The organism is Streptomyces cathayae (assembly GCF_029760955.1).
Lineage (GTDB): Bacteria > Actinomycetota > Actinomycetes > Streptomycetales > Streptomycetaceae > Streptomyces > Streptomyces cathayae.
The window spans coordinates 1,563,346-1,589,637 of sequence record NZ_CP121682.1; the positions used below are offsets into that span (position 1 = coordinate 1,563,346).

Annotated in this window: 3 protein-coding genes (1 of these 3 only partly in view); all 3 read left to right on the forward strand. The window is 73.3% G+C overall.

Annotated features, from left to right (window positions below; translation table 11 throughout):
* Tightly spaced (each overlapping or abutting the next), the 3 genes in view from PYS65_RS07110 to PYS65_RS07120 form a layout consistent with a single transcriptional unit that may run on beyond the window.
* A protein-coding gene (locus PYS65_RS07110; protein ID WP_279332942.1) for a non-ribosomal peptide synthase/polyketide synthase crosses the window boundary here: on the forward strand, positions 1-7,934 show its 3' end. It extends 13,678 nt beyond the left edge of the window; the window shows 7,934 of its 21,612 coding nt (coding positions 13,679-21,612); its start codon lies beyond the left edge, outside the window; the stop codon is at positions 7,932-7,934.
* A complete protein-coding gene (locus tag PYS65_RS07115) occupies positions 7,931-22,324 on the forward strand; it encodes a non-ribosomal peptide synthase/polyketide synthase (protein ID WP_279332943.1) in 14,394 nt (4,797 codons plus the stop codon). Before PYS65_RS07110 ends, PYS65_RS07115 begins: the two co-directional genes overlap by 4 nt.
* Entirely contained in the window at positions 22,321-26,292 is a 3,972-nt protein-coding gene (locus PYS65_RS07120) for an amino acid adenylation domain-containing protein (RefSeq protein ID WP_279332944.1), read from the forward strand. The genes PYS65_RS07115 and PYS65_RS07120 overlap by 4 nt, the downstream gene beginning before the upstream one ends.

A 26,292-nucleotide genomic window follows, 5' to 3' on the forward strand; every position in this document is an offset into this window, starting at 1 on the left:
ACGACACCACCACCCCGGTCCTCACCGGCACCCTGCCCGACCTGTTCCAGGCCCAGGCCGCCCGCACCCCCACCCACACCGCCCTGGCCCACGCGGACGGCGAGAGCCTCACCTACAGCGAACTCAACCAGCGCGCCAACCGCCTCGCCCGACACCTGACCGGTCACGGCGCCGGACCCGAGCGCATCGTCGCCCTGGTCCTGCCCCGCTCCGTGGAACTCCTCGTCGCGGAACTCGCCGTCCTCAAGACCGGCGCCGCGTTCCTGCCCATCGACCCGGCCCACCCGGCCGACCGCATCGCCTACACCCTCGAGGACGCCGACCCCGTCCTCGTCCTCACCCGCGACCTGTCCTCACTCCCGCACACCACCACCGGCACACGCACCATCCTGCGGATCCACGACCTCCCTCTCGACGGCCACGCCGCCACCGATCTCACGGACGCGGACCGCCTGGCCCCGCTGAAGCCGTCCCACCCGGCCTACGTGATCTACACGTCGGGTTCGACGGGGCGTCCGAAGGGCGTGGTGGTTCCGCACGCGGGGGTCGGCAACCTCGCGTCCGCGCAGATCGAACGGTTCGCCGTCACGGGCGACAGCCGCCTGCTGCAGTTCGCCTCCCCCAGCTTCGACGCCTCCGTCTCCGAGGTCTTCACCACCTGGCTCTCCGGCGCCACCCTCATCACCGCCACCGCCGACCACCTGCGCCCCGGCCCCGACCTCGCCGACACCGTCCGCGACCTCCACGTCACCCACGCCACCATCCCCCCCGCCGCCCTGGCCGCCATGCAACCCTCGGACCTGCCCACCCTGACCACCCTCGTCGTCGCCGGCGAAGCCGTCCCCGCCCAGGTCGTCGAACGCTGGGCCCCCGGCCGCCGCATGATCAACGCCTACGGCCCCACCGAAACCACCGTCTGCGCCACCATGAGCACCCCCCTGACCGGCACCCCACCGGACAGCGTGCCCATCGGCACCCCCCTCACCAACACCCGCACCTACGTCCTCGACGAGGGGCTGCGCCCCGCCGCCCCCGGCGTGGTGGGCGAGCTGTACGTGGCCGGCACCGGCCTGGCCCGCGGCTACCTGAACCGACCCGAACTCACCGCCGAACGCTTCATCGCATGCCCCTACGGAACACCGGGCGAGCGCATGTACCGCACCGGCGACCTGGCCCGCTGGACCGCAGACGGCGAACTCACCTACCTCGGCCGCACCGACGACCAGATCAAACTCCGCGGCCACCGCATCGAACTCGGAGAAATCGAAACCGCCCTCCGGCACCTCCCCGGCATCCGCCAGGCCGCCGCCACCCTCCGCGAGGACCGCCCCGGCGACCGCCGCCTCGTCGCCTACATCGTCACGGACGACAGCCACACGACCGACCCGACGGCGGTGCGGGAATCGCTCCGCACCACCCTGCCGGAACACATGATCCCGGCCGCCGTCGTCCCCCTCGACGCCCTCCCCCTGACCGTCCACGGCAAGCTCGACCGCACCGCCCTCCCCGCACCCACGTACGGTCGGGCCCCGGGCTCGGGCCGGGCGCCCTCCGGGCCCGTGGAGACGACGCTGTGCGCGATCTTCGCCGACGTGCTCGGAGTGGAGACCGTCGGCGTCGACGACGGCTTCTTCGACCTCGGAGGCGACTCCATCGTCTCCATCCAGCTCGTCGCCCGCGCCCGCAAGGCCGGGCTCGCCATCACCGCCCGCGACGTCTTCCAGCACAAGACCGCCGCCGCGCTCGCGGAGATCGCCGAGGCCACCACCGCGCACGCGGCGGAGGACCCGGACGCGGGCATCGGCCGTGTCGACACCACGCCGATCGTCGCCTGGCTCTCCGAACTCGGTGGTCCCACCGACCGGTTCAGCCAGTCGATGTTGCTGCAGATCCCCGCCGGAACGCGTCAGGAGCAGCTCACCGAGGCGGTGCAGGCACTCCTGGACCGTCATGACGCACTGCGCAGCAGGCTGGAACGCGGCACCGACGGCTGGTCCCTGGAGGTGCTCCCGCGCGACGCGGTCCGGGCCACCGCCCTGATCCGGCGCGCCGACGCGCTCGGCATGGACGAGGCCGCCCTGCGGGAGACCATCGCCCTGCACCACGACACGGCGCAGGCGGCCCTCGCCCCCGAGGACGGCGTCATGCTGCGGGCCGTGTGGTTCGACGCCGGCCCGGACCATCCCGGACGGCTGCTGCTGGTCGCCCACCACCTCGTGGTCGACGGTGTGTCGTGGCGCATCCTCCTCACCGACCTGGCCGCCGCTGGTGCGGCCGTCGCCGCGGGCCGTCGGATCGAGCTCGACCCGGTGCCGACCTCGCTGCGCACCTGGGCCCGGGAACTCACCGCTCACGCGGCCGAGCGCGCCGGTGAACTGCCGTTCTGGGAGCGGACCCTGGCCGGGCCCGATCCGTTGCTGGGCGACCGTCCCGCCGACCCGGCCCGCGACACCATGGGGACCGCCCGGTCGCTGTCGGTGTCGCTGCCGGCCCAGGTGACCTCGGCGCTGCTGGGCGAGGTGTCCCAGGTGTTCCACGCCCGGGCGAACGAGGTGCTGCTGGCGGGGCTGGCACTGGCGGTGCCCAGGTGGCGCCGGGCCCGTGGCCTGGACGGTGACGACGTGCTGCTGGACGTGGAGGGACACGGCCGGGAGGACGTGCTGGCCGGCGCCGACGTGTCGCGGACGGTGGGCTGGTTCACCAGCCTGTTCCCGGTGCGTCTGCACTCCGGCACGGACGGTGTCGACGCCGCGGTGAAGCGGGTCAAGGAACAGCTGCGGGCGGTGCCGGACAACGGCATCGGCTACGGCCTGCTGCGCCACCTCGACCCCGGGGCGCGGCCCGTGCTCGCCGCGCTGCCCGTTCCGCAGATCGGTTTCAACTACCTGGGCCGCATGGCCGGTACCGCCGGTCCGGCCGACTGGGCCCCGGCCGACGAGTCGGACCTGCTCCTGGGCACCGGCGTCGCCGACGCGGCGATGGCCGTACCGCACCCGCTGGAGATCAGCGCCGTCGTCCGGGACGGGCAGGACGAGGGTCCCGTGCTCACCGTCACCTGGGTGTGGGCCGAGGGCCTGCTGGACGAGGCCGCCGTCAGGGCGCTCTCGGCCGACTGGTTCGACGCGCTGCGGGACATCGCCGCGCACGCCGCCCTGCCCGGAGCGGGCGGCTTCACCCCGGCCGACCTGCCGCTGGTGGAGCTCAGTCAGGAACAGATCGACCGGATCGAGGAGGCGCACCCCGCGCCGGCCGACATCCTGCCCGTCGCGCCGCTCCAGGAGGGGCTGCTCTTCCACGCGATGTTCGACGAGGGCGGACCGGACGTCTACAGCGTCCAGTTCTCGTTCGGCCTGGACGGTCCGCTGGACGCCGGCGCCCTGCGGGCCGCCGCCGAGTCGCTGCTGGCCCGCCACGACAACCTGCGGGCCGCGTTCCGTCTGGACGTCGCGGACCGCCCGGTCCAGGTGATCCCGGCCGCCGTGGACCTGCCCTGGCAGGAAGTCGACCTGGGCGGCCTCGACGAGGACGCGCGACGGGCCGGGGTGGAGCGGATCCTCGCCGAGGACCGCGCCGTCCGCTACGACCTGTCCGTCGCGCCCCTGCTGCGCTTCACCCTCGTGAGGCTGGCCGACGAGCGCCACCGACTGGTGTTCAGCAACCACCACGTCCTGCTCGACGGGTGGTCCATGCCGATCGTGTTCGGCGAACTGTTCACCCTCTACGCCCGGAACATCGGCACCGACCGCGACCTGCCGCGCGTCACCCCGTACCGCGACTACCTGTCCTGGGTGGGCGGGCAGGACCGCGCCGTCGCCCTGGACGCCTGGCGGACCGCGCTGGACGGGCTGGAGGAACCGACGCTGCTGGTCCCGGACGACTCCGGGACCCGGGGGGCGGGCCACGAGGCCGAGGTTCCGCGGCAGCTGCCCTTCGAGCTGTCGGCGGAACTGACCGCGGGACTCCAGGAGTGGGCCCGTCGGTCCGGACTGACGCTCAACACCGTGGTGCAGGGACTGTGGGCGGTGCTGCTGGCCCGGTCGACCGGACGGGACGACGTGGTGTTCGGCGCCACCGTCTCCGGCCGGCCGCCGGAGGTGCCCGGCATCGAGTCGATGGTGGGCCTGTTCATCAACACCGTGCCGGTGCGGGTCACCGTCGACCCGGCGGAGACCGTCACCGCCCTGCTGACCCGTGTACAGGCGGCGCAGAGCGGGCTGACGCCCCACCAGCACGTGCAGCTCTCCGAGATCCAGGGGCTCGTCGGCATCGGTGACCTCTTCGACACCCTCACCGTGTTCGAGAGCTATCCGATGGACGCCGAGGTACTGGAACTCCCCGGCACCGGGCTGCGGGTGTCCGACGTCGACGGCGCGGACGCCACGCACTACCCCGTCACCCTCGCGGCGCTGCCCGGGGAACGGCTCCAGTTGCGGCTGGAGTACGCTCCGGGCCGCTTCCCGCAGGACCGTGCTCAGGCTCTGGCGGCCCGGCTGACCGGGCTGTTCGAAGCGGTGGCCGAGGACCCGGACCGTCCGGTCGGCCGACTGGACGTGCTGACCGTGGAGGAGTGGGAGACCGCGCTCTCGGGCGGGAACGCCCTCATGCACCCGGTGCCCGGGCACCCCGTCCAGACGCTGCTGGAAGACCTGGCCGCCCGCACGCCCGACGCGACCGCCCTCGTCTTCCGCGACACCACGCTGACCTGCTCGGAGCTCAACGAGCGGGCCAACCGGCTCGCCCGACTGCTCATCGGGCGGGGCGTCGGACCGGAGCGGATCGTCGCCCTCGCGCTGCCGCGCGGCGCACAGGTGCCGGTCGCGATGTTCGCGGTGCTGAAGGCCGGTGCCGCCTTCCTGACGGTGGACCCCGGGCTGCCGGCGGACCGCATCGCCTACCTGCTCCAGGACGCCGCGCCGACGGTGGTGCTCACCGACGGCGAGGTGGACGCCCACCTCACGGCCGACGGTCTCGGCGCGGGCATCGAACGCCTGGTGCTGGACACGGAGGAGACCGGCCGGGAACTGGCCGCCGCAGATCCGGCGGACGTGGTGGACACCGACCGCACCGCGCCGCTGAGCCCCGCCACCCCGGCGTACGTCATCTACACCTCGGGTTCGACCGGCCGTCCCAAGGGCGTGGTCGTACAGCACCGCAACCTGGTCAACCTGTTCCACAGCCACAAGGGGACGCTCTTCGACCGGCACGCACGGGCCGAGAGCCCCGAAGGCCGCTTCCGGGTGGCGCTGACGGCCGTGTTCTCCTTCGACACCGCCTGGGACGGCGTGCTGTGGATGCTCGACGGCCACGAACTCCATCTGATCGACGACGACACCCGTCGCGATCCGGAGGCTCTGGCCGACTACATCGACCGGGAACGCATCGACTTCCTCGACCTCACCCCGGCGTTCGCCGGGCAGCTGGTGGAGGCGGGCATGCTGGCCGACGGCCGGCACCACCCGGCGGTGCTGATGCTCGGCGGCGAGGCCCTCGGCCCCGACCTGTGGTCGCGTCTGCGCGCCGCCCCGCACACCACCGCGTACAACTTCTACGGCCCGACCGAGGCCACCATCGACAGCGTCTTCCTGGCCCTGTCGGAGAGCGAGAAGCCCCTGGTGGGCCGGCCCGTGCGCAACACCCGGCTGCACGTTCTCGACGGACACCTGCGGCCCGTCCCGCCGGGGGTGACCGGTGAGCTGTACCTCGCGGGCGACCAGCTGGCCCGCGGTTATCTGGGCCGCCCGGACCTGACGGCCGGCAGCTTCGTGGCCAACCCCTTCGGGGAGCCCGGCTCCCGCCTGTACCGCACCGGCGACCTGGTGCGGGCCACGGCGGACGGGCTGCTGGAGTACCGGGGCCGGACGGACGACCAGGTCAAGGTCCGCGGTTTCCGCATCGAGCTCGGCGAGATCGAGTCCGCGCTGACCGCCGGTCCCGACGTGGCCGCGGCCGCCGTCGTGGTCCGTGAGGACACCCCCGGCGTCCGCCGGCTGGTCGGTTACGCGGTCCCGGCCGCCGGCGCCGCCCCGGAGCCCGCGGTGCTGAGGGAACGGGTGGGGCGGACCCTGCCCGAGTACATGGTCCCCGCGGCCGTCGTCCTGCTGGACGCTCTGCCCCTGACGGCCAACGGCAAGCTCGACCGCAAGGCGCTGCCCGCACCGGACTTCTCGGTCCGGGCGACGGGCGGCCGGGCGGCGGGCGACCCGGTCGAGCGGGCGCTGTGCGCGCTCTTCGCCGAAGTCCTCGCACTGCCCGACGTCGGTGTCGACAGCAGCTTCTTCGACCTGGGCGGGGACTCCATCGTCTCCATCCAGCTCGTCGCCCGCGCCCGCGCCGCCGGCCTGGTGTTCTCCCCGAAGGACGTCTTCACCCACCGGACCGTCGCCGCCCTGGCGCCCGTGGTCCGCCAGGCACAGGACACTCCCGCCGAGGACCCGGACGCCGGTGTCGGCGCCCTGCCGGCCACCCCCGTCATCCGCTGGCTCCAGGAGCACGGTGGGGCCACCGAGGGCTTCGTCCAGTCGATGCTGGTGCAGGTGCCGGCCGGACTGGGCCTGGAGCACCTGACCACGGCCGTCCAGGCCGTGCTGGACCACCACGACGCGCTGCGCATGACCGTGACCCACGGCGCGGGCGACACGCCCTGGTCGCTGGAGATACCCGCCCGCGGCAGCGTCCCGGCCACCGAGGCCGTCGTCCGTGTCCCCACGGGCGGCTTCACCGGTACGGACCTGGAGGCGCTGATCGCCGCCGAGGCGGAGGCCGCCTGGCGCGGACTCGACACGGCCACCGGACGGATGCTCCGGGTGGTCTGGTTCGACGCCGGGCCGTCGGCCCCCGGCAGGCTGCTGATCACCGCCCACCACCTGGTCGTCGACGGAGTGTCCTGGCGGATCCTGCTCCCGGACCTCGCCGCGGCCTGGCAGACCGCCGCCGACGGCGGACAGCCGCGCCCGGCACCGAACGGAACCTCCTTCCGCCGCTGGGCGCAGCGCCTGACCGAGGCCGCCGCCGAGCGGGAGGACGAGGTGGAGCTGTGGCTGGAGATGCTGTCCGAGGAGGAGGCACCTCTCGGCGGACGTCCGCTCGCGGAGTCCGACACCGCGGCCGGAGCGCGCTCGCTCACCCTGAGCCTGCCGGCCGACCGCACCGAGCCGCTGCTCGCCGACGTCCCGGCCGCGTTCCACGGAGGGATCAACGACGTACTGCTCACCGGGCTCGCTCTGGCCGTGGCCCAGTGGCGTCACCGCCGGGGCCTCGGTGAGGACGGAGCCGTCCTCGTCGACCTGGAGGGCCATGGCCGCGAGGACGTGGTCGGGGACGTCGACCTGTCCCGTACGGTCGGGTGGTTCACGACCGTGTACCCGGTACGGCTCGACCCCGGGCAGCTCGACCGGGACGAGGTGAGGGCCGGCGGCGCGGCACTGGGACGCGCCGTGAAGCGGGTCAAGGAGCAGCTGCGGGCCGTGCCGGACAACGGCATCGGTCACGGCATGCTGCGCCACCTCAACCCGGCCACGGCCCCCTTGCTGGCCGCGTACCCGGACCCCCAGATCGGTTTCAACTATCTCGGGCGCATCGGTGCTCCGGGCGCCGAGGGCCAGGACTGGGCCGTGGCACCGGAGTCGACCGCCCTGACCGGGGCCGCCGCCGGCGATCCGGACACCCGACTGGCACACGCCATCGACATCAACGCCCTCGTGAGGGACCTTCCCGAGGGTCCCGAACTGAGCGTCACCTGGACCTGGCCCGACGGGCTGTTCCCCGAGCGGGACATGCGGGAGCTGGCGGACAACTGGTTCGACGCCCTCGACGCGCTGGCCCGGCACGCCACCGCGCCGGAGTCGGGCGGCCACTCGCCGTCGGACATGCCGTTGGTGAACCTGTCTCAGGCACAACTCGATCTTCTGGAAAGCAAGTGGAGGAAGTCGTCATGAATGGTGCGGGACTTGAGGACGTCCTCCCCCTGTCGCCGATGCAGGAGGGCATGCTGTACCACGCCCTGCTCGACGAGCAGGAGCTCGACGTGTACGGCGGTCAGATCGCCTTCGACTTCGAAGGCGCCCTGGACGTGGCGGCTCTGAAGACGGCCGCTGCCGCCCTGCTGCGGCGGCACGCGAACCTGCGCGCCGGTTTCGTGCACGAGGGTCTCGACAAGCCCGTGCAGATCATCCCCCGCGAGGTGGAACTCCCCTGGCAGGAGATCGATCTGACGGATGTGGCGGCCGAGGACGAGCCGGAGCGCCTCGAGGCGCTCATGCTCGCCGACCGCGCCCGGCACTTCGACCTGACCGCGCCACCGCTGGTGCGCTTCAGCCTCGTACGGCTCTCGGGCGGGCGGTTCCGTTTCGTACTGGCGAACCACCACATCCTGCTCGACGGCTGGTCGATGGCGATCATGCTGCGGGAGCTGTTCGTCCTGTACGCGCAGGGCGGCGACGACACCGGGCTGCCGCGGGTCACGCCGTACCGCGACTACCTCGCCTGGGCCGCCGCCCAGAACCGCGACGAGGCGGCGAAGGCGTGGGGCCGGGCCCTTGCCGGGGTCGAGGAGCCCACCCTGCTGGCGCCGGCCGCCCCGGCCGCCGCCACCGAGCCCCCGCACTACCACCACCACGAGCTCTCCGAGGAGCTGACGGCGGCCGTGGCGTCCCTGGCCCGCCGTCACGACCTCACGGCCAACACCGTGGTGCAGGCCTCCTGGGGCGTCCTGCTGGGCCGTCTCACCGGCCGGGACGACGTGGTGTTCGGCAGCACCGTCTCCGGCCGCCCGCCGGAGATGGCCGGCATGGAGAACATGGTCGGCCTCTTCATCAACACCCTGCCGGTCCGCGTCCGCCTGGACGCCGGACAGCCCGTCGCCGACCTGCTGCGCCGTCTGCAGGACGAGCAGTCGGAGCTGATGGACCACCAGCACTACGGCCTCTCCGACATCCAGTCCCTCCTCGGCGGCGGTGAACTCTTCGACACCATCACCGCGTTCGAGAGCTACCCGGTCGACACCGACGGCTTCTCCCAGCCCGCCGAAGGCCTGCGCGTCACCGGTGTGCACACCACCGACGACAACCACTACCCGATCAGCCTGGCGATCCTCCCCGGCGAGCGGATGCGGCTGCGTCTGGGCTACCGCCCGGATCTGTTCACCGCCGAGCAGGCGGAGCTCATCGGCCGGCGGCTCCAGCACATCCTGGAGAGTTTCACCGGTGCTCCCGAGCAGCTCCTGGGCCGCCTCGACGTACTCACCGGTGCGGAACGGGAGCAGCTGCTGCAGGCGTGGCGGGGTGCCCGGCCCGCGGCACCCGCCGCGTCGTTCCCGGCGTTGTTCGAGGCGCAGGCGGCCCGCACCCCGCACGCCCCGGCGGTCGTCTCCGACGACGGCACGCTGTCCTACGCGCAGCTGAACGCACGGGCCAACCGGCTCGCCCACCACCTCATCGACCGGGGCGTGGGCCCCGAGCGGATCGTCGCCCTGCTGCTGCCCCGCTCGGTGGACATCGTCGTCGCCCGGCTGGCGGTGATGAAGGCCGGCGGCGCCTACCTGCCGGTCGACCCGGACTACCCCGCCGACCGCATCGCCTACATGCTCGACGACGCCGACCCCGTCCTGGTCATCACCACCGGCCACGAGGCCGACCGGATACCCGGGTCGACGACCGCCGGCCACGTGCTCCTGGACCGCCTCGACCTGGCCGCCGCCCCGACCACCGACCCCACCGACCCCGACCGGCCGGCACCGCTGACCGTGGCCCACCCGGCCTACGTCATCTACACCTCCGGCTCCACCGGCCGCCCCAAGGGCGTCGTGGTCTCCCACCAGGGCCTGGCGGCCTTCGCCACCATGCTGGCCCATCGGTGCGCCGTCGCCCCGCACAGCCGGGTGCTGCAGTTCTCCTCGCCCAGCTTCGACGCCTCGGTCCTCGAACTGTGCATGAGCCTGCCCTGGGGCGCCGCCCTGGTGGTCCCCCCGCCCGGCCCGCTCGCCGACGAGGCCCTGGGCCGGGTCCTCGCACAGCACGCCATCACCCACGCACTGATCCCGCCGGCCGCCCTGGCCACCGTCCCGGCCCTGGACCTGCCGGACTTCACCACCCTGCTCGTGGGCGGCGACGCCACCGACGCCACCCTGGTCGACCGCTGGGCCCCCGGCCGCCGCATGATCAACGCCTACGGACCCACCGAATCCACCGTCGTCGCCACCCTCAGCGAACCACTGGTCGCCGGTGCCGGCACAGCGCCTCCCATCGGCCGGGCCATCGACGGTACGAGCGTCTTCGTGCTGGACGCGGCACTGCGGCCGGTCGCCCCGGGGGTGGCGGGAGAGCTCTACCTCGCCGGCGAGCAACTGGCCCGCGGCTACCTGGGCCGTGCGGCACTGACCGCCGAACGGTTCACCGCCTGCCCCTACGGCGACGCGGGCAGCCGCATGTACCGCACCGGCGACCTGGTCCGCTCCGCCGAGGACGGGACGCTGGAGTACCTGGGCCGCGCCGACGACCAGGTCAAACTGCGCGGCTTCCGCATCGAACTCGGCGAGATCGAGACCGCGCTCACAGCCTGCGCGGGGGTCGGCCGGTCCGTCGTCCTGGTCCGCGAGGACCGCCCCGGCGACAAGCGGCTCGTCGCCTACACCGTCCCCCGCGACGTCCAGGGCCCGCCGGTCGAGCCCCGGGCGCTGCGCGAGCAACTGGCCGCCACGCTCCCCGAGTACATGGTGCCGTCGTCCTTCGTCGTGCTCCGTGAACTCCCGCTCACCGCCAACGGCAAGCTGGACCGCAAGGCGCTGCCCGCGCCCGAGGAGACCGCCGGGGGCGCGGGCCGTGCCCCGCGCACCCCGCAGGAGGAGATCCTCTGCGGCTTGTTCGCCGAGATCCTCGGCCGCCCGTCCGTCGGGGTGGACGACAGCTTCTTCGACCTGGGCGGCCACTCCCTGCAGGCCACCCGCCTGGTCAGCCGCGTGCGGTCGGCGTTCGACGCCGAGCTGCCGCTGCGCAGCCTCTTCGAGTCGGCCACCCCGGCCGGGCTCGCCGCCCTCCTCCAGCGGTCCGCGGACGGCCGGCCGGCCCTGGAGTCCCGGCCGCGGCCGACCGAGGTCCCGCTCTCCTTCGCCCAGCGGCGCCTGTGGTTCCTCGGCCGCTTCAACACCACCGGTGCGGGCTACAACATCCCGCTCGTGCTGCAGCTCGACGGCGACCTGGACCGGCACGCCCTGAGTGAGGCGCTGGCCGACGTCGTCGCCCGGCACGAGAGCCTGCGTACCGTCTTCGCCGAGGCCGACGGCCGTCCCCACCAGGTCGTCCTGCCCCCGGCCCCGGCCGCTCCGTTCCTTCCCGTCGCCGCCACCGACGACGACCTCGACGACCGGCTCGCCGAGGCCGCGTCCCTTCCGTTCGACCTGGCGGCCGAGACCCCGCTGCGGGCCACTCTCTTCGCCCTCGACGAGCGGCGGCACGTCCTGCTGCTCCTGTTGCACCACATCGCGGGCGACGGGTGGTCGCTCGCGCCCCTCGCCCGCGACCTGTCGGCCGCCTACGCCGCCCGCAGGGCCGGCGAGGCTCCCGCGTGGGAGCCTCTGCCGGTGCAGTACGCCGACTACAGCCTCTGGCAGCACGATCTCTTCGGCGACGAGGACGACCAGGACAGCGTCGGAGCACGTCAGATCGCCCACTGGAAGCAGGTCCTGGCCGGCCTGCCGGAGGAGCTGGCGCTGCCCACGGACCGTCCGCGCCCCGCGCAGGCGAGCCTGCGGGGCGACGTCGTCGCCTTCTCGCTCACTCCGAAGCTGCACCGGGGGCTCGTCCAGCTGTCCCGCGACAGCCGCTGCAGCCTCTTCATGGTCCTCCAGGCGGGCCTCGCGGCCCTGCTCGACCGGCTCGGCTGCGGCGAGGACATACCCATCGGCACCGCCGTCGCGGGCCGCACGGACGAGGCCCTCGACGACCTCGTCGGCTGCTTCGTCAACAACCTGGTACTGCGCACCGACACCTCCGGCAACCCGACCTTCCGGGAGCTGCTGAGCCGGGTCCGCGAGACGGACCTCACCGCCTACGCCCACCAGGACGTCTCCTTCGACCGGCTCGTGGAGGTCCTCAACCCGGGGCGTTCCCTCGCCCGGCACCCGCTGTTCCAGGTGATGCTCACGCTGCAGAACACCGAACGGGCCACCCTGGAGCTCCCCGGTCTGAGCGTCGCACCCCGTGCGGTGCAGACCCACTCGGCCCGTTTCGACCTCGCGCTGGAGCTGGGCGAGAGGCGCGGCGCCGACGGCAGCCACGACGGACTCGACGGCATCGTCGAGTACAGCACCGACCTCTTCGACCGAACCACCGTCGAGAAGATCACCACCCGCTTCGTCCGGCTGCTGGAGGCCGTGGTCGCGGACGCGGACCGCGCCATCGGCCGGATCGACGTCCTCGGCCCCGTCGAGCGGCACGAACTCCTCGTACGCCGCAACGACACCGGTCACGAGGTGCCCGCCACCACCCTGAACGGTCTCCTGGCCGAGCAGACGGCCCGCACCCCGGACGCGTCGGCCCTCGTCTTCGAGGACACCACCCTCACCTACGCCGAGCTCGATGCCCGCGCCAACCGCCTCGCCCGCCGCCTCGTGGCCGAGGGGGTCGGTCCGGAGGGGACGGTGGCCGTGGCGGTGCCGCGCTCCCCCGAGCTCGTCGTCGCGTTGCTCGCCGTCCTCAAGGCCGGCGCCGCCTACCTGCCGGTCGACCCGGACTACCCGGCCGACCGCATCGGGTATCTGCTCACCGAGGCGAAGCCCGCCCTGCTGCTCACGGTCGCGGCGGCCGCGCTCCCCGAGGACCTGGACCTCCCCGTCCCCCGGCTGGCACTGGACGACCCGGCGCTGCTCACCGGACTCGAGTCGCTCGACGCCTCACCGCTGCCGGACACCGCCCGGCCCGACAACCCGGCCTACGTCATCTACACCTCCGGCTCCACCGGCCGCCCCAAGGGTGTGCCCGTGCCGCACCGGGGCATCGTCAACCGGCTGCTGTGGATGCAGGACCGCTACGGGTTGCGCGCCGACGACCGGGTGCTCCAGAAGACGCCGTCCGGCTTCGACGTGTCGGTGTGGGAGTTCTTCTGGCCGCTGATCACCGGTGCCACCCTGGTTCTGGCCCGTCCCGAGGGCCACCGGGACCCGGTGTACCTGGCCGGGCTGATCCGCGCCGAACGGATCACCACACTGCACTTCGTGCCGTCCATGCTCCAGGCCTTCCTCGCCGAGCCGGCCGCGGCCGGATGCGGGGAGTCCCTTCGTCGGGTGATCTGCAGCGGCGAGGCCCTCACCGGCGACCAGCGCTCCCGCTTCTTCGAACTGTTCGACGCCGAGCTGCACAACCTCTACGGCCCGACCGAGGCGTCCGTCGACATCACCCACTGGACCTGCGAGCCCTCCGAGGGGGCACGCTCCGTCCCGATCGGCCACCCGGTGTGGAACACGCGGGTGTACGTGCTGGACGCGGCGCTGCGGCCGGTCGCCCCGGGCGTGGCGGGAGAGCTCTACCTCGCGGGCGAGCAGCTGGCCCGCGGCTACCTGGGCCGTGCGGCACTGACCGCCGAGCGGTTCACCGCCTGCCCCTACGGCGACGCGGGCAGCCGCATGTACCGCACCGGCGACCTGGTCCGCTGGGGCTCCGACGGAGCCCTGGAGTACCTGGGCCGCGCCGACGACCAGGTCAAACTGCGCGGCTTCCGCATCGAACTCGGCGAGATCGAGTCGGTCCTGGTCGCCCACCCGGCCGTCGCCCAGGCGGCCGTCCTGGTCCGCGAGGACCGCCCCGGCGACAGACGGCTCGTCGCCTACACCGTCCCCGACGCCACCACCGCCCCGGAGGCGGACGCCGGTGCGCTGCGCAGGCACCTGACGGCCGCGCTGCCCGAGTACATGGTGCCGTCGGCCTTCGTCACCCTCGACGCCCTGCCGCTCACCCCCAACGGCAAGCTGGACCGCAAGGCCCTGCCCGCGCCCGAGGTACAGAGCGGAGAGCCCGGCCGCGCTCCGGCGACCGCGCAGGAGGCGCTGCTGTGCCGGCTGTTCGGGGAGATCCTCGGACTCGACGCCCCGGCCGGGGCCGACGACAGCTTCTTCGAGCTGGGCGGCCACTCCCTGCTGGGCACCCGTCTGATCAGCCTGATCCGTACCGAGGCCGATGTCGAACTGCCCATCCGGGCCCTGTTCGAGACGCCCACCCCGGCGGGGCTCGCCCTCCTGCTCGGCGACGCACGACCGGCCCGCAGGGCCCTGTCCCGCGGACCGCGCCCCGAGCACCTGCCCGTTTCGTACGCGCAGCAGCGGCTGTGGTTCCTCAGCCGACTGGACGGCGCGGAGGCCGCCACGTACAACCTGCCGGTCGCCCTGCGGCTCACCGGCTCGGTGGACTCCGCCGCACTGGCCGCGGCCCTGCGGGACGTGGTCGGCCGCCACGAGGCGCTGCGCACCGTCTTCCGAGAGGTCGGCGGCAGCCCGGTGCAGCTCGTCCTGGACGGGGCGGCGCCCCGGCTGGACATCGTCGAGGTCCGTGAGAAGGAGCTGCGGGCGGCGCTCGACGCGACCGCGGCGCGCGGCTTCGACCTCTCGGCCGACCTGCCGCTGCGGGCGACGCTGTTCCGGCTCGGCGAGCGGGAACACGTGCTGCTGCTCGTGCTGCACCACATCGCCGCCGACGGATGGTCCATGGGCCCGTTGGCGCGTGACCTGTCGGTCGCCTACACGGCACGGTGCCGCGGCGAGGCGCCGGCCTGGAACGAACTGCCGGTGCAGTACGCGGACTACGCACTGTGGCAGCGGGAGGTCCTCGGCAGCGAGGACGACCCGGACAGTGTGGTCTCCGGCCAGCTGGAGTTCTGGCGCCAGACACTGGCCGGTGTGCCCGAGGAGCTGTCCCTGCCGGCGGACCGGCCGCGCCCGCCACACTTCTCCTACCGCGGCGACGTGGTCCCCTTCGCCCTGGACGCGGACGTGCACGCGGGACTGGCCGCGCTGGCGCGGGAGTCCGGCGCCAGCCTGTTCATGGTGCTGCAGGCCGCCGTCGCCGTCTGGCTGGGCAAGCTCGGCGCCGGCACCGACGTGCCGCTGGGCACCCCGGTCGCCGGACGCACCGACAGCGCGCTGGACGACCTCGTCGGCTTCTTCGTCAACACCCTGGTACTGCGCACCGACACCTCCGGCGACCCGACGTTCCGGGAGCTGCTGGACCGGGTCCGGGAGACCGACCTGGAGGCCTACGCGCACCAGGACGTCCCCTTCGAGCGCCTCGTCGACCTGGTCAGCCCCGAGCGCTCCCTGGCCCGCCATCCCCTCTTCCAGGTCATGCTCACCCTGCAGAACGCGGGTGGCAGCGACCTCGAGCTGCCCGGTCTGACCGTACGGAACGAGGACACGGACACGGGCGCCGCCAAGTTCGACCTCTCTCTGACCTTCGGTGAGCGGTCGGCCGGGGACGGTTCCCCGGCCGGGCTGGACGGGTTCGTCGACTTCGCCCTGGACCTGTTCGACCGGACCACCGTGGAGACGTTCCTCGGCCGGCTGGAGCGGGTGCTCCGCGCGGTCGTGGCCGACCCCGACGCCCCGGTCGGCACGGTGGACGTCCTGTCCACCGCCGAGCGCACCGACATCCTGACCACCTGGAACGACACCACCACCCCGGTCCTCACCGGCACCCTCCCGGACCTGTTCCAGGCCCAGGCCGCCCGCACCCCCACCCACACCGCCCTGGCCGCCGCGGACGGCGAGAGCCTCACCTACAGCGAACTCAACCAGCGCGCCAACCGCCTCGCCCGGCACCTGATCGGCCACGGCGCCGGACCCGAACGCATCGTCGCCCTGGTCCTGCCCCGCTCCGTGGAACTCCTCGTCGCGGAACTCGCCGTCCTCAAGACCGGCGCCGCCTTCCTGCCCATCGACCCCGCCCACCCCATCGACCGCATCGCCTACACCCTCGACGACGCCAACCCCGTCCTCGTCCTCACCCGCGACCTGTCCCGCCTCCCGCACACCACCACCGGCACACGCACCATCCTGCACATCGGAGATCTCCCGCTCGGCGACCACGCATTCCACGACAACGCCGCCACCGATCTCACGGACGCGGACCGCCTGTCCCCGCTGACCGTGGCCCACCCGGCCTACGTGATCTACACCTCCGGCTCCACCGGCCGCCCCAAGGGTGTCGTCGTCTCCCACACCGGCGTCGGCAACCTCGCCTCCGCACAGATCGACCGCTTCGCCCTCACCCCCCACAGCCGCCTGCTGCAATTCGCCTCCCCCAGCTTCGACGCCTCCGTCTCCGAGGTCTTCACCACCTGGCTCTCCGGCGCCACCCTCATCACCGCCACCGCCGACCACCTGCGCCCCGGCCCCGACCTCGCCGACACCGTCCGCGACCTCCACGTCACCCACGCCACCATCCCCCCCGCCGCCCTGGCCGCCATGCAACCCTCGGACCTGCCCACCCTGACCACCCTCGTCGTCGCCGGCGAAGCCGTCCCCGCCCAGGTCGTCGCGAACTGGGCACCCGGCCGCCGCATGATCAACGCCTACGGACCCACCGAAACCACCGTCTGCGCCACCATGAGCACCCCCCTGACCGGCACCCCACCGGACAGCGTGCCCATCGGCACCCCCATCACCAACACCCGCACCTACGTCCTCGACGAGGGGCTGCGCCCCGCCGCCCCCGGCGTGGTGGGCGAGCTGTACGTGGCCGGCACCGGCCTGGCCCGCGGCTACCTGAACCGACCCGAACTCACCGCCGAACGCTTCATCGCATGCCCCTACGGAACACCGGGCGAGCGCATGTACCGCACCGGCGACCTGGCCCGCTGGACCGCAGACGGCGAACTCACCTACCTCGGCCGCACCGACGACCAGATCAAACTCCGCGGCCACCGCATCGAACTCGGAGAAATCGAAACCGCCCTCCGGCACCTCGACGGCATCCGCCAGGCCGCCGCCACCCTCCGCGAGGACCGCCCCGGCGACCGCCGCCTGGTCGCCTACATCGTCACGGACGACAGCCACACGACCGATCCGACGACGGTGCGGGAAGCACTGCGGACATCGCTGCCGGAACACATGATCCCGGCCGCGATCGTCCCCCTCGACACCCTCCCCCTGACCGTCCACGGCAAGCTCGACCGCACCGCCCTCCCCGCACCCGACATCACCGCCACCGGTGCGGGCCGGGCCCCCCGGACCGTCCAGGAAGCGCTGCTCTGCGACCTGTTCGCCGAGGTGCTGGGAGTGGAGGCCGTCGGCGTCGACGACGGCTTCTTCGACCTCGGGGGCCACTCCCTGCTGGCCACCCGGCTCGCGAGCCGCATCCGGGACGAGCTCGGCGTGGAGCTGCCGGTGCGCAGCGTCTTCGAGCACCCGACCGTGGCCGCGCTCGTCCGGCAGCTCGGCTCGGAGTCCGGGGTACGTCCCCCGGTGCGCGCGGTCGAACGCCCCGCGGAGGTTCCGCTCTCCTTCGCCCAGCGCAGGCTGTGGTTCCTCGGTCACTTCGACGGGCCCAGCGCCGCGTACAACATCCCGCTGGCGTTGAGTCTGAGCGGCGACCTGGACCGGGAGGCTCTCGCCGCCGCGCTGCGCGACGTGGTCGACCGGCACGAGAGCCTGCGGACCGTCTTCCCCGACACCGACGGGCGCCCGCGCCAGCTGGTGCTGGAGGCAGCCGCCCTCGGTCTCGGACTGCCGGTCACCGAGGTCACCGAAGCCGAACTGCCCGGCGCGCTGAGCGCCGCGGCCGGCCACGCCTTCGACCTGACGGCCGATGTACCGCTGAAGGCGGACCTCTTCGCTCTCGCTCCCGACCGGCATGTGCTCCACCTGCTGGTGCACCACATCGCCGCCGACGGCGCCTCGCTGGCGCCGCTGGCCAGGGACCTGTCCACCGCCTACGCGGCGCGCCGCCTGGCACGGACTCCCGACTGGGAGCCCCTGCGGGTGCAGTACGCGGACTACACGCTGTGGCAGCGGGAGGTGCTGGGCAGCGAGGACGACCCGGACAGCAAGGTCTCGGCTCAGCTGGAGCACTGGCGTACCGCTCTCGCGGATCTCCCCGAGGAGCTGGCGCTGCCGACCGACCGGCCGCGGCCCCAGCGTTCCTCCCACCGCGGCGGCCTGGTCCCGCTGGAACTCGATGCCGAGCTGCACGCCCGGATCGCGACGCTGGCACGCCGTACCGGTACCAGCGTGTTCATGGTCCTCCAGGCGGCCACCGCCGCCCTGCTCACCAAGATGGGGGCCGGCACGGATGTCCCGATCGGCACGCCGGTCGCCGGACGGACCGACAGCGCCCTCGACGACCTCGTCGGCTTCTTCGTCAACACCCTGGTGCTGCGCACCGACACCTCCGGCAATCCGACCTTCCGGGAGCTGCTGGCACGGGTCCGGGACACCGACCTCGCTGCCTACGCGCACCAGGACGTTCCGTTCGAGCGGCTCGTGGAGGTGATGAACCCGGAGCGCTCGGCGGCCCGGCACCCGTTGTTCCAGGTCAACCTGACCTTCCACAACCAGACCCCCGCCGCGGACGGCCTGGAACTGCCCGGGCTGACGTTCGGCGGTCACCCGGTCGAGCACAGCGTCGCCAAGTACGACCTGGCGCTGAGCCTCACCGAGCAGCGGGCTCCCGACGGTTCGGCCGCAGGGATCACGGGCGCTCTGGAGTTCGCCGTCGACCTCTTCGACGCGTCCACGGCCGACAGCCTGGCCGAGCGTTTCGTGCGGCTGCTGTCCACGTGGACCGAGGAGCCCGACCGGGCGCTCGGCGACGTGCACGTCCTGGACGTGGCCGAGTGGGATGCCGCTCTCGCCGGTGCCGGTGCGGTGGTGGACCGGGCCGGTGCGGACGGACCGTCGCTGGCGGAGCTGTTCGAGGACCGCGCCGCCGGCACACCGGACGCCACCGCCCTGCTCTGCGGCGACCGAACGGTCTCCTACCGCGAGCTGAACGCCTCGGCGAACCGGCTGGCACGCCGGCTGGTCGCCACCGGCGCCGGACCCGGCCGGTTCGTCGGACTCGCCCTGCCCAGATCCGTCGAACTCGTCACCGCCCTGCTCGCCGTCATCAAATCCGGCGCCGCCTACGTCCCCATGGACCCCGACTACCCCGCCGACCGCCTCGCCCACATGGTCGCCGACTCCTCCCCCGCCCTCGTCGTCACCACCTCCGGCGTGGACCTGTCGGGCGTCGACTGCGGTGACGCGGCCCTCCTCGTCCTGGACGACCCGCACGTACCGGCGGACCTGACCGACCTGGCCGACGACGACCTCACCGACACCGAACGCGGCGGCCTGCTCTGCCCCGGCTCCGCCGCCTACGTCATCTACACCTCCGGCTCCACCGGCCGCCCCAAGGGCGTCGTCGTCCCCCACGGCAACGTGGTGCGGCTGTTCTCGGCGACCGACCACTGGTTCGGCTTCGGACCCGACGACGTGTGGACCCTCTTCCACAGCTACGCCTTCGACTTCTCCGTCTGGGAGATCTGGGGCCCCCTGCTGCACGGCGGCCGCCTCGTCGTCGTCCCCTTCGAGGTCTCCCGCTCCCCGGAGGACTTCCTGGAACTGCTGGCCGACCAGAAGGTCACCGTCCTCAACCAGACCCCCTCCGCCTTCCACCAGCTGATGCGGGCCGAGGGCGAACGCCCGGACCTGGCCGCCCGGTTGACCCTGCGCTACGTCGTCTTCGGCGGCGAGGCCCTCGACCTGTGGCGACTGGAGGAGTGGTACGGCCGCCACCGCGAGGACGCCCCCCGCCTGGTCAACATGTACGGCATCACCGAGACCACCGTCCACGTCACCCACCGCGCCCTGGACCAGCTGACCGCCAAGTCCGCCCCGGGCAGTCTCATCGGCCGGCCCATCCCCGACCTGCGGGTGCACGTCCTCGACGCGCGCCTCGCTCCGGTCCCCGCCGGTGTCGTCGGTGAGATGTACGTGGCCGGCGCGGGCCTGGCCGACGGCTACCTCGGCCGCCATGCCCTGACCGCCGAGCGCTTCGTCGCCGATCCGTACGGCCCGCCCGGCACCCGCATGTACCGCACCGGCGACCTGGCACGCCGCACCAAGGACAGTGACCTGGAGTACCTCGGCCGCGCCGACCAGCAGGTCAAGATCCGCGGCTTCCGCATCGAACTCGGCGAGATCGAGGCCTGCCTCGCCTCGCACCCGCAGACCGGCCAGGTCGCCGTCGTCGTACGGGAGGACCGACCGGGCGACCGCAAGCTCGTCGGGTACGTCGTCCCGCAGGCGGAGAGCGGAGCCCCGGAGGCGGAGGACCTGCGCAAGCACCTGCGTACGCAGCTCCCCGAGTACATGGTTCCGTCGGCGTTCGTCACGCTCGACGTCCTGCCGCTGACCGCCAACGGCAAGCTCGACCGCAAGGCGCTGCCCGCCCCCGACTTCGCCGCGGCGGCGGGAGGCCGCGCGGCGCGGACCGAACGTGAGGAGCTGCTCTGCGGTCTGTTCGCCGAAGTCCTCGGGCTGCCCGCCGTCGGCGTGGACGACGGCTTCTTCGACCTGGGCGGCGACTCCATCGTCTCCATCCAGCTCGTCGCCCGCGCCCGCAGGGCCGGACTGCTCCTGACCCCGCGCGACATCTTCGAGCACAAGACGGTCGAGGCGCTGGCCACCGTCGCCGCCGTCGTCGACCGCACGGCCGACGAGGGCCCGGACGCCGGGATCGGGACCGTGGGGGCGACGCCGATCGTCCGCTGGCTGGAGGAGCGCGGCGGCCCCGTCGACCGCTTCAACCAGTCGACGCTGCTCCAGGTCCCCGCGGGTGCGTCGGCCGGGCATCTGACGGCCGCGCTGCAGACGCTGCTGGACCACCACGACATGCTGCGGGCGCGGCTGACGCGCGGCGCCGACGGCTGGTCGCTGGAGGTCCCGGAGCGTGGCACGGTCGACGCGGGCGACCTGTTGTACAGGGCGGCGCTGCCGTCGGGTCCGGTACGGGCCGAGTCGCTCGCCGAAGCGTTGGAGGAGCACGCCACCGCGGCGTGGGACCGGCTCTCGCCCGAGAACGGCGTCATGGTCCAGGCGGTCTGGTTCGACGCCGGCCCGGACCATCCGGGACGGCTGCTGCTGATCGCCCACCACCTCGTGGTCGACGGCGTCTCCTGGCGGGTCATCACCCCCGATCTGGCCGCGGCGTACCAAGCCCTGGCCGGTGGTGGCAAGCCGGTGCTCGAACCGGTGCCCACGTCCTTCCGTACCTGGGCCCGCCTGCTGAACGAGGAGGCCCACAAGCCCGCACGCGTCGGTGACCTGAGCCGCTGGACGACGATGCTGGCCGCCGCCGAACCGCTGCTCGGCGAGCGTCCGCTCGATCCGGCGCGTGACACCCGGGCGACCGCGCGCACCCTCACCCTGTCCCTCGCCCGCGAGCACACCGAACCGCTGCTGACCTCCGTCGTCTCCGCGTTCCACGCCGGGGTGAACGACGTGCTGCTGACCGGATTCGCGCTGGCCGTGGCCGAGTGGCAGGAGAGCCGGGGCCGCAGCACCCGGGGTGTGCTGGTGGACCTCGAAGGCCATGGCCGGACCGGACCGGGCGACGCCGCCTGCGACCTGTCGCGCACGGTCGGCTGGTTCACCGGGATCCACCCGGTACGGCTGGAGACCGGCCACCAGGACTGGGAGCGGCTCGCCGCCACCGGCTCGGGCGCGGGCAGGGTGCTCAAGCAGGTCAAGGAGCAGTTGCGTGCGGTGCCCGACAACGGGCTCGGCTACGGGCTGCTGCGCTACCTCAACCCGAACACCCGGGCCGTCCTGGCCGAACTCGCCCCGCCGCAGATCGGGTTCAACTACCTGGGCCGGCTCGGCGGGGGCGGCGAGGCGGCCGAGGCCGCGGACTGGGGCCCGGCCCCCGAGTCGGGCGGGCTCGGCGGCGGCTCCGACGACGCCATGCCGCTCGCGCACCCGCTGGAGGTCAACGCCTTCACCCAGGACGGCCCCGGGGGCCCGCAGCTCGTGGCCACCTGGACCTGGGCCGGGGAACTCCTCGGCGAGGAGGACGTGGCCGGGCTGGCCGAAGGGTGGTTCCGCATGCTCCGCATGCTCGCCGAGCACGCGGCCGCTCCCGAGGCCGGCGGCTGGACGCCTTCCGACCTGCCCCTGGTGTCACTGAGCCAGCACGACATCGACGGCCTCGGAGACGACCTCGACGAGGCCTTCGAGGACGACCTCGAGGACGACTTCGACGGTCCCGACGCGTCCGACGGTCACCGGGACCGAGGGACGCGGCAGAACCAGCAGAACACCGCACACGACGATGCCGAGGCCGGCACCGACTGGAGGAACCGATGACCAAGCCGGCGATCGAGGACGTGCTCCCGCTGTCACCGCTGCAGGAGGGGCTGCTGTTCCACGCACTGCTCGACGAGCAGGAGATGGACGTCTACACGGTGCAGCTGGTGCTGGAGCTGACCGGTCTGGTGGACACCGAGCGGATGACGGCCGCCGTCGCCGCGCTCGTCGCCCGGCACACCAGCCTGCGCGCCGGCTTCCGGCACGAGGGTCTGGAGCGCCCGGTGCAGGTGATCCGCAGCCGGGTCCGGCCGCCCTACCGGGAGGTCGACCTCGGCGGGCTGCCGCAGGACGAGCGGCCCGCCGCGCTGGAGAAGACGCTGGCCGAGGACCGCGCGCGCCGCTTCGATCTGAACCGGCCGCCGCTGGTGCGCTTCACCCTGGTACGCCTCGGCGAGCGCGAGCACCGGCTCGTGGTGAGCAACCATCACATCCTGCTGGACGGCTGGTCCACACCGTTGCTGGTCAGCGAGCTCTTCACGCTGTACAGGCAGCACGGCGACGCGTCCGGTATGCCGCATGTCACGCCGTACCGCGACTATCTGGCGTGGGTGGCCAAGCAGGACCGGGCGCAGAGCGAGCAGGCCTGGCGCGAGGTGCTCGGGGACGTCTGCGAGCCCACCCTGCTGGCCCCCGCGGACCCGTCCCGCCGGCCGGTCCGGCCGCGCCATCACACGCTGGACCTGTCCGAGGAGTTCACCTCGGCGCTGGCGGCGCGGACCCGCGGGAGCGGTCTGACGCTGAACACCGTTCTGCAGGGCGTGTGGGGGCTGCTGCTGGGCCGCCTCACCGGCCGGGACGACGTCGTCTTCGGCGGTACGGTCTCCGGGCGCCCGCCGGAGCTGCCCGGTGTGGAGCACATGATCGGACTGTTCATCAACACCCTGCCGGTCCGGGTCACCCTCGACCCCACCGAATCGCTGGCCGGACTCCTGGCCCGGCTGCAGAGGCAGCAGTCCGGCCTCATGAGCCACCAGCAGCTGAGCCTCACCGAAGTCCAGTCACTCGGCGGCTGGAAGGAGGGCGTCGGCGAGCTGTTCGACACCCTCACCGTGACGGAGAACTACCCGGTCGACCCGTCCGCGCTGGCGGCCGAGGACCCGGGTGACCCGGACGAGCTGCGGGTCACCGGGCTGGTGGGCGAGGACGCCAACCACTACCCGATGAGTCTCGCGGCCGTTCCCGGCCCCCGGCTGCACCTGCGGCTGAGCTACCGGCCCGACCTGTTCTCCGAGGAGACCGTGCGGCTGATGGGCGGCCGTCTGGAGGCACTGCTGCGGGCCGTGGTCGAGGACCCGGAGCAGGCCGTCGGCCGACTGGACGTCGTCTCCCCGCAGGAGCACCGGCGGCTGGTCGACGAATGGAGCCGCAGCGGCGACGGGCCGCGGGCCCGGACCTTCCCCGAACTGTTCGAGGAACAGGTCCGCAGCACCCCGGACGCCGACGCCGTCGTCGCGCCGGGGGCCCTGCTCCGTTACGCCGAGCTGAACGAGCGGGCCAACCGGCTCGCCCGGCTGCTGGCCGCGCGCGGGGCCGGGCCGGAGAAGATCGTCGCCCTGCTGCTGCCCCGGTCGGTGGACATCGTGGTGGCGCAGCTCGCGGTGCTCAAGTCCGGGGCCGCCTACCTGCCGGTGGACCCGTCCTACCCGGCCGAGCGCATCGCGTTCATGCTCGAGGACACGGCGCCGGTGCTCGCCGTCACCGCCTCCGGTGTCACCCTGCCGCAGGGCACGCCGCCGGCCGGACTCCCGGTGCTGCGGCTGGACGACCCGGCCGTCACCGGGGAACTGGCCGCGCTGCCGGCCCACGACCTGACCGACTCCGACCGCACCGCCGCGCTGCTGCCCGGTCATCCCGCGTACGTCATCCACACCTCCGGTTCCACCGGCAGGCCCAAGGGTGTGCTGGTGCAGCACACCGGGCTGGCGGCCTTCTCCGCCGCGGTGGCCGAAGGGTTCGCCGTGGACGGCACGGCGCGGGTGCTCCAGTTCGCCTCGCCGAGTTTCGACGCCTCGGTGCTGGAGCTGTGCTCCGCGCTGCCGGCCGGGGCCGCGCTCGTGGTGCCACCTCCCGGCCCGCTCGCCGACGAGGCCCTCGCCGAGGTGTTGCGCGAGCAGCGGGTGACCCATGCCCTGGTGCCGCCGGCGGCGCTCGCCACCGTGCCCGTCGAAGGGCTGCCCGCCTTCCGCTCCCTGGTCGTCGGCGGCGATGCCACCGGCGCCGAACTCGTGGACCGTTGGGCGCCGGGCCGTCGCATGGTCAACGCCTACGGGCCGACCGAGGCCACCGTCGCGGCCACCCTCAGCGGGCCCCTGGCCGCGGGGGCCGGCACCCCGCCCATCGGCCGACCGGTCCGCGGCACCAGGGTCTACGTGCTGGGCGGCACGCTGCGCCCCGTACCCGTCGGCGTACCGGGTGAGCTGTACGTGGCCGGGGACGGTCTGGCCCGTGGCTACCTGGGCCGTACGGCACTGACGGCCGAACGGTTCACCGCCTGCCCGTACGGCGGGCCCGGCGAGCGGATGTACCGCACCGGGGACCTGGTGCGCTGGACCGACGACGGCGCCCTGGAGTACCTCGGCCGCGCCGACGACCAGGTGAAGGTCCGCGGCTTCCGGATCGAACTCGGCGAGATCGAGTCGGCACTCGCCGCGCTTCCCGGTGTCGGCCGTGCGGTGGCGGTGGTGCGGGAGAACGCCGAGGGCGACCGGATGATCGTGGCCTACGTCGTTGCGGCGGACCCGGCCGGACCGGCCGGCTGCCTGGAACCGGTCGCGCTGCGGGACGGTCTGGCCGACAGGCTCCCCGAGTACATGGTGCCCTCCGCGTTCGTGCGGCTGGACGAGGTTCCGCTGATGCCGAACGGAAAGCTGGACCGCAAGGCGCTGCCCGACCCCGAGTTCACCGGGGCCCTGGGCAGCGGTGCCCCCCGCACCCCCGAGGAGGAGGTGCTCTGCGGTCTGTTCGCCGAGGTGCTCTCGCTGCCCAGGGTCGGCGTCGACGACAACTTCTTCGATCTCGGCGGGCACTCGCTGCTCGCGACCCGGGTGATCAGCCGGGCGCGGGCCGCGTTCGGCGTGCGGCTCTCGGTGCGCAGCCTGCTGGAGAACCCGACCGTGGCCGCGCTGGCCGCCGAGCTCACCGCCGGTTCCGACCACGACCCGTTCGACGTGCTGCTGCCCCTGCGGCCCGGCGGCTCGAAGCCGGGCGTGTTCTGCCTGCACCCCGGAGCCGGTATCGGGTGGGGCTACTCGGGCCTGCTGCGGCACATCCCGGCCGACCACCCGATCTACGCGATCCAGGCTCGAGGGCTCGCCCGCGACGAGGAACTGCCCTCCTCCATCCAGGAGATGGCCGACGACTACCTCGACCGGATACGCGGCGTCCAGCCGTCCGGTCCCTACCACCTGGTGGGCTGGTCCCTCGGCGGAATCCTCGCGCACATGATCGCCACCCGGCTCCAGGAGGCGGGCGAGCAGGTCGGGCTGCTGGCCGTGCTGGACACCGACCCGGACATCCCCGCCGAGGATCACGAGGGTCTCGAGTACGACGAACAGGACGTGCTGGCCACGCTGTTGGACCTCAGCGGCCGGGCAGGGGACCGCGACCCGGCCGAGCCGCTGGTGTACGAGCAGGTGATGGAGGTCCTGCAGGCCGGGGACAGCGCTCTCGCCGGCCTGGAAAAGCGCCATATCGGCGCGCTCGCCCGTGTTGGCACCAACATGTCGAGGAGCATCATCCACGCCTACAGCCCTGGTCTACTGGGCATCGTCCGTGGCGATGTCATGCTGACCGTCGCAGGCCGGGACCATGCCTCCCCGCAGGCGATGGCCACGGCGTGGCGGCCCTTCGTGGAGGGGCGGGTCGACATCCAGGTCGTCGACTGCGGGCACAACGAGCTGACCCGGCCAGGGCCCATCGGCGAGATCGGCCGGGCCCTCGCAGCGCAGTTGCGTGAGCTCCGGTGA

Bases quoted from the DNA above. Each gene is read 5' to 3' on its own strand.
- PYS65_RS07115 (WP_279332943.1), top strand. From the start codon at position 7,931: ATGAATGGTGCGGGACTTGAGGACGTCCTCCCCCTGTCGCCGATGCAG.
- PYS65_RS07120 (WP_279332944.1), top strand. From the start codon at position 22,321: ATGACCAAGCCGGCGATCGAGGACGTGCTCCCGCTGTCACCGCTGCAG.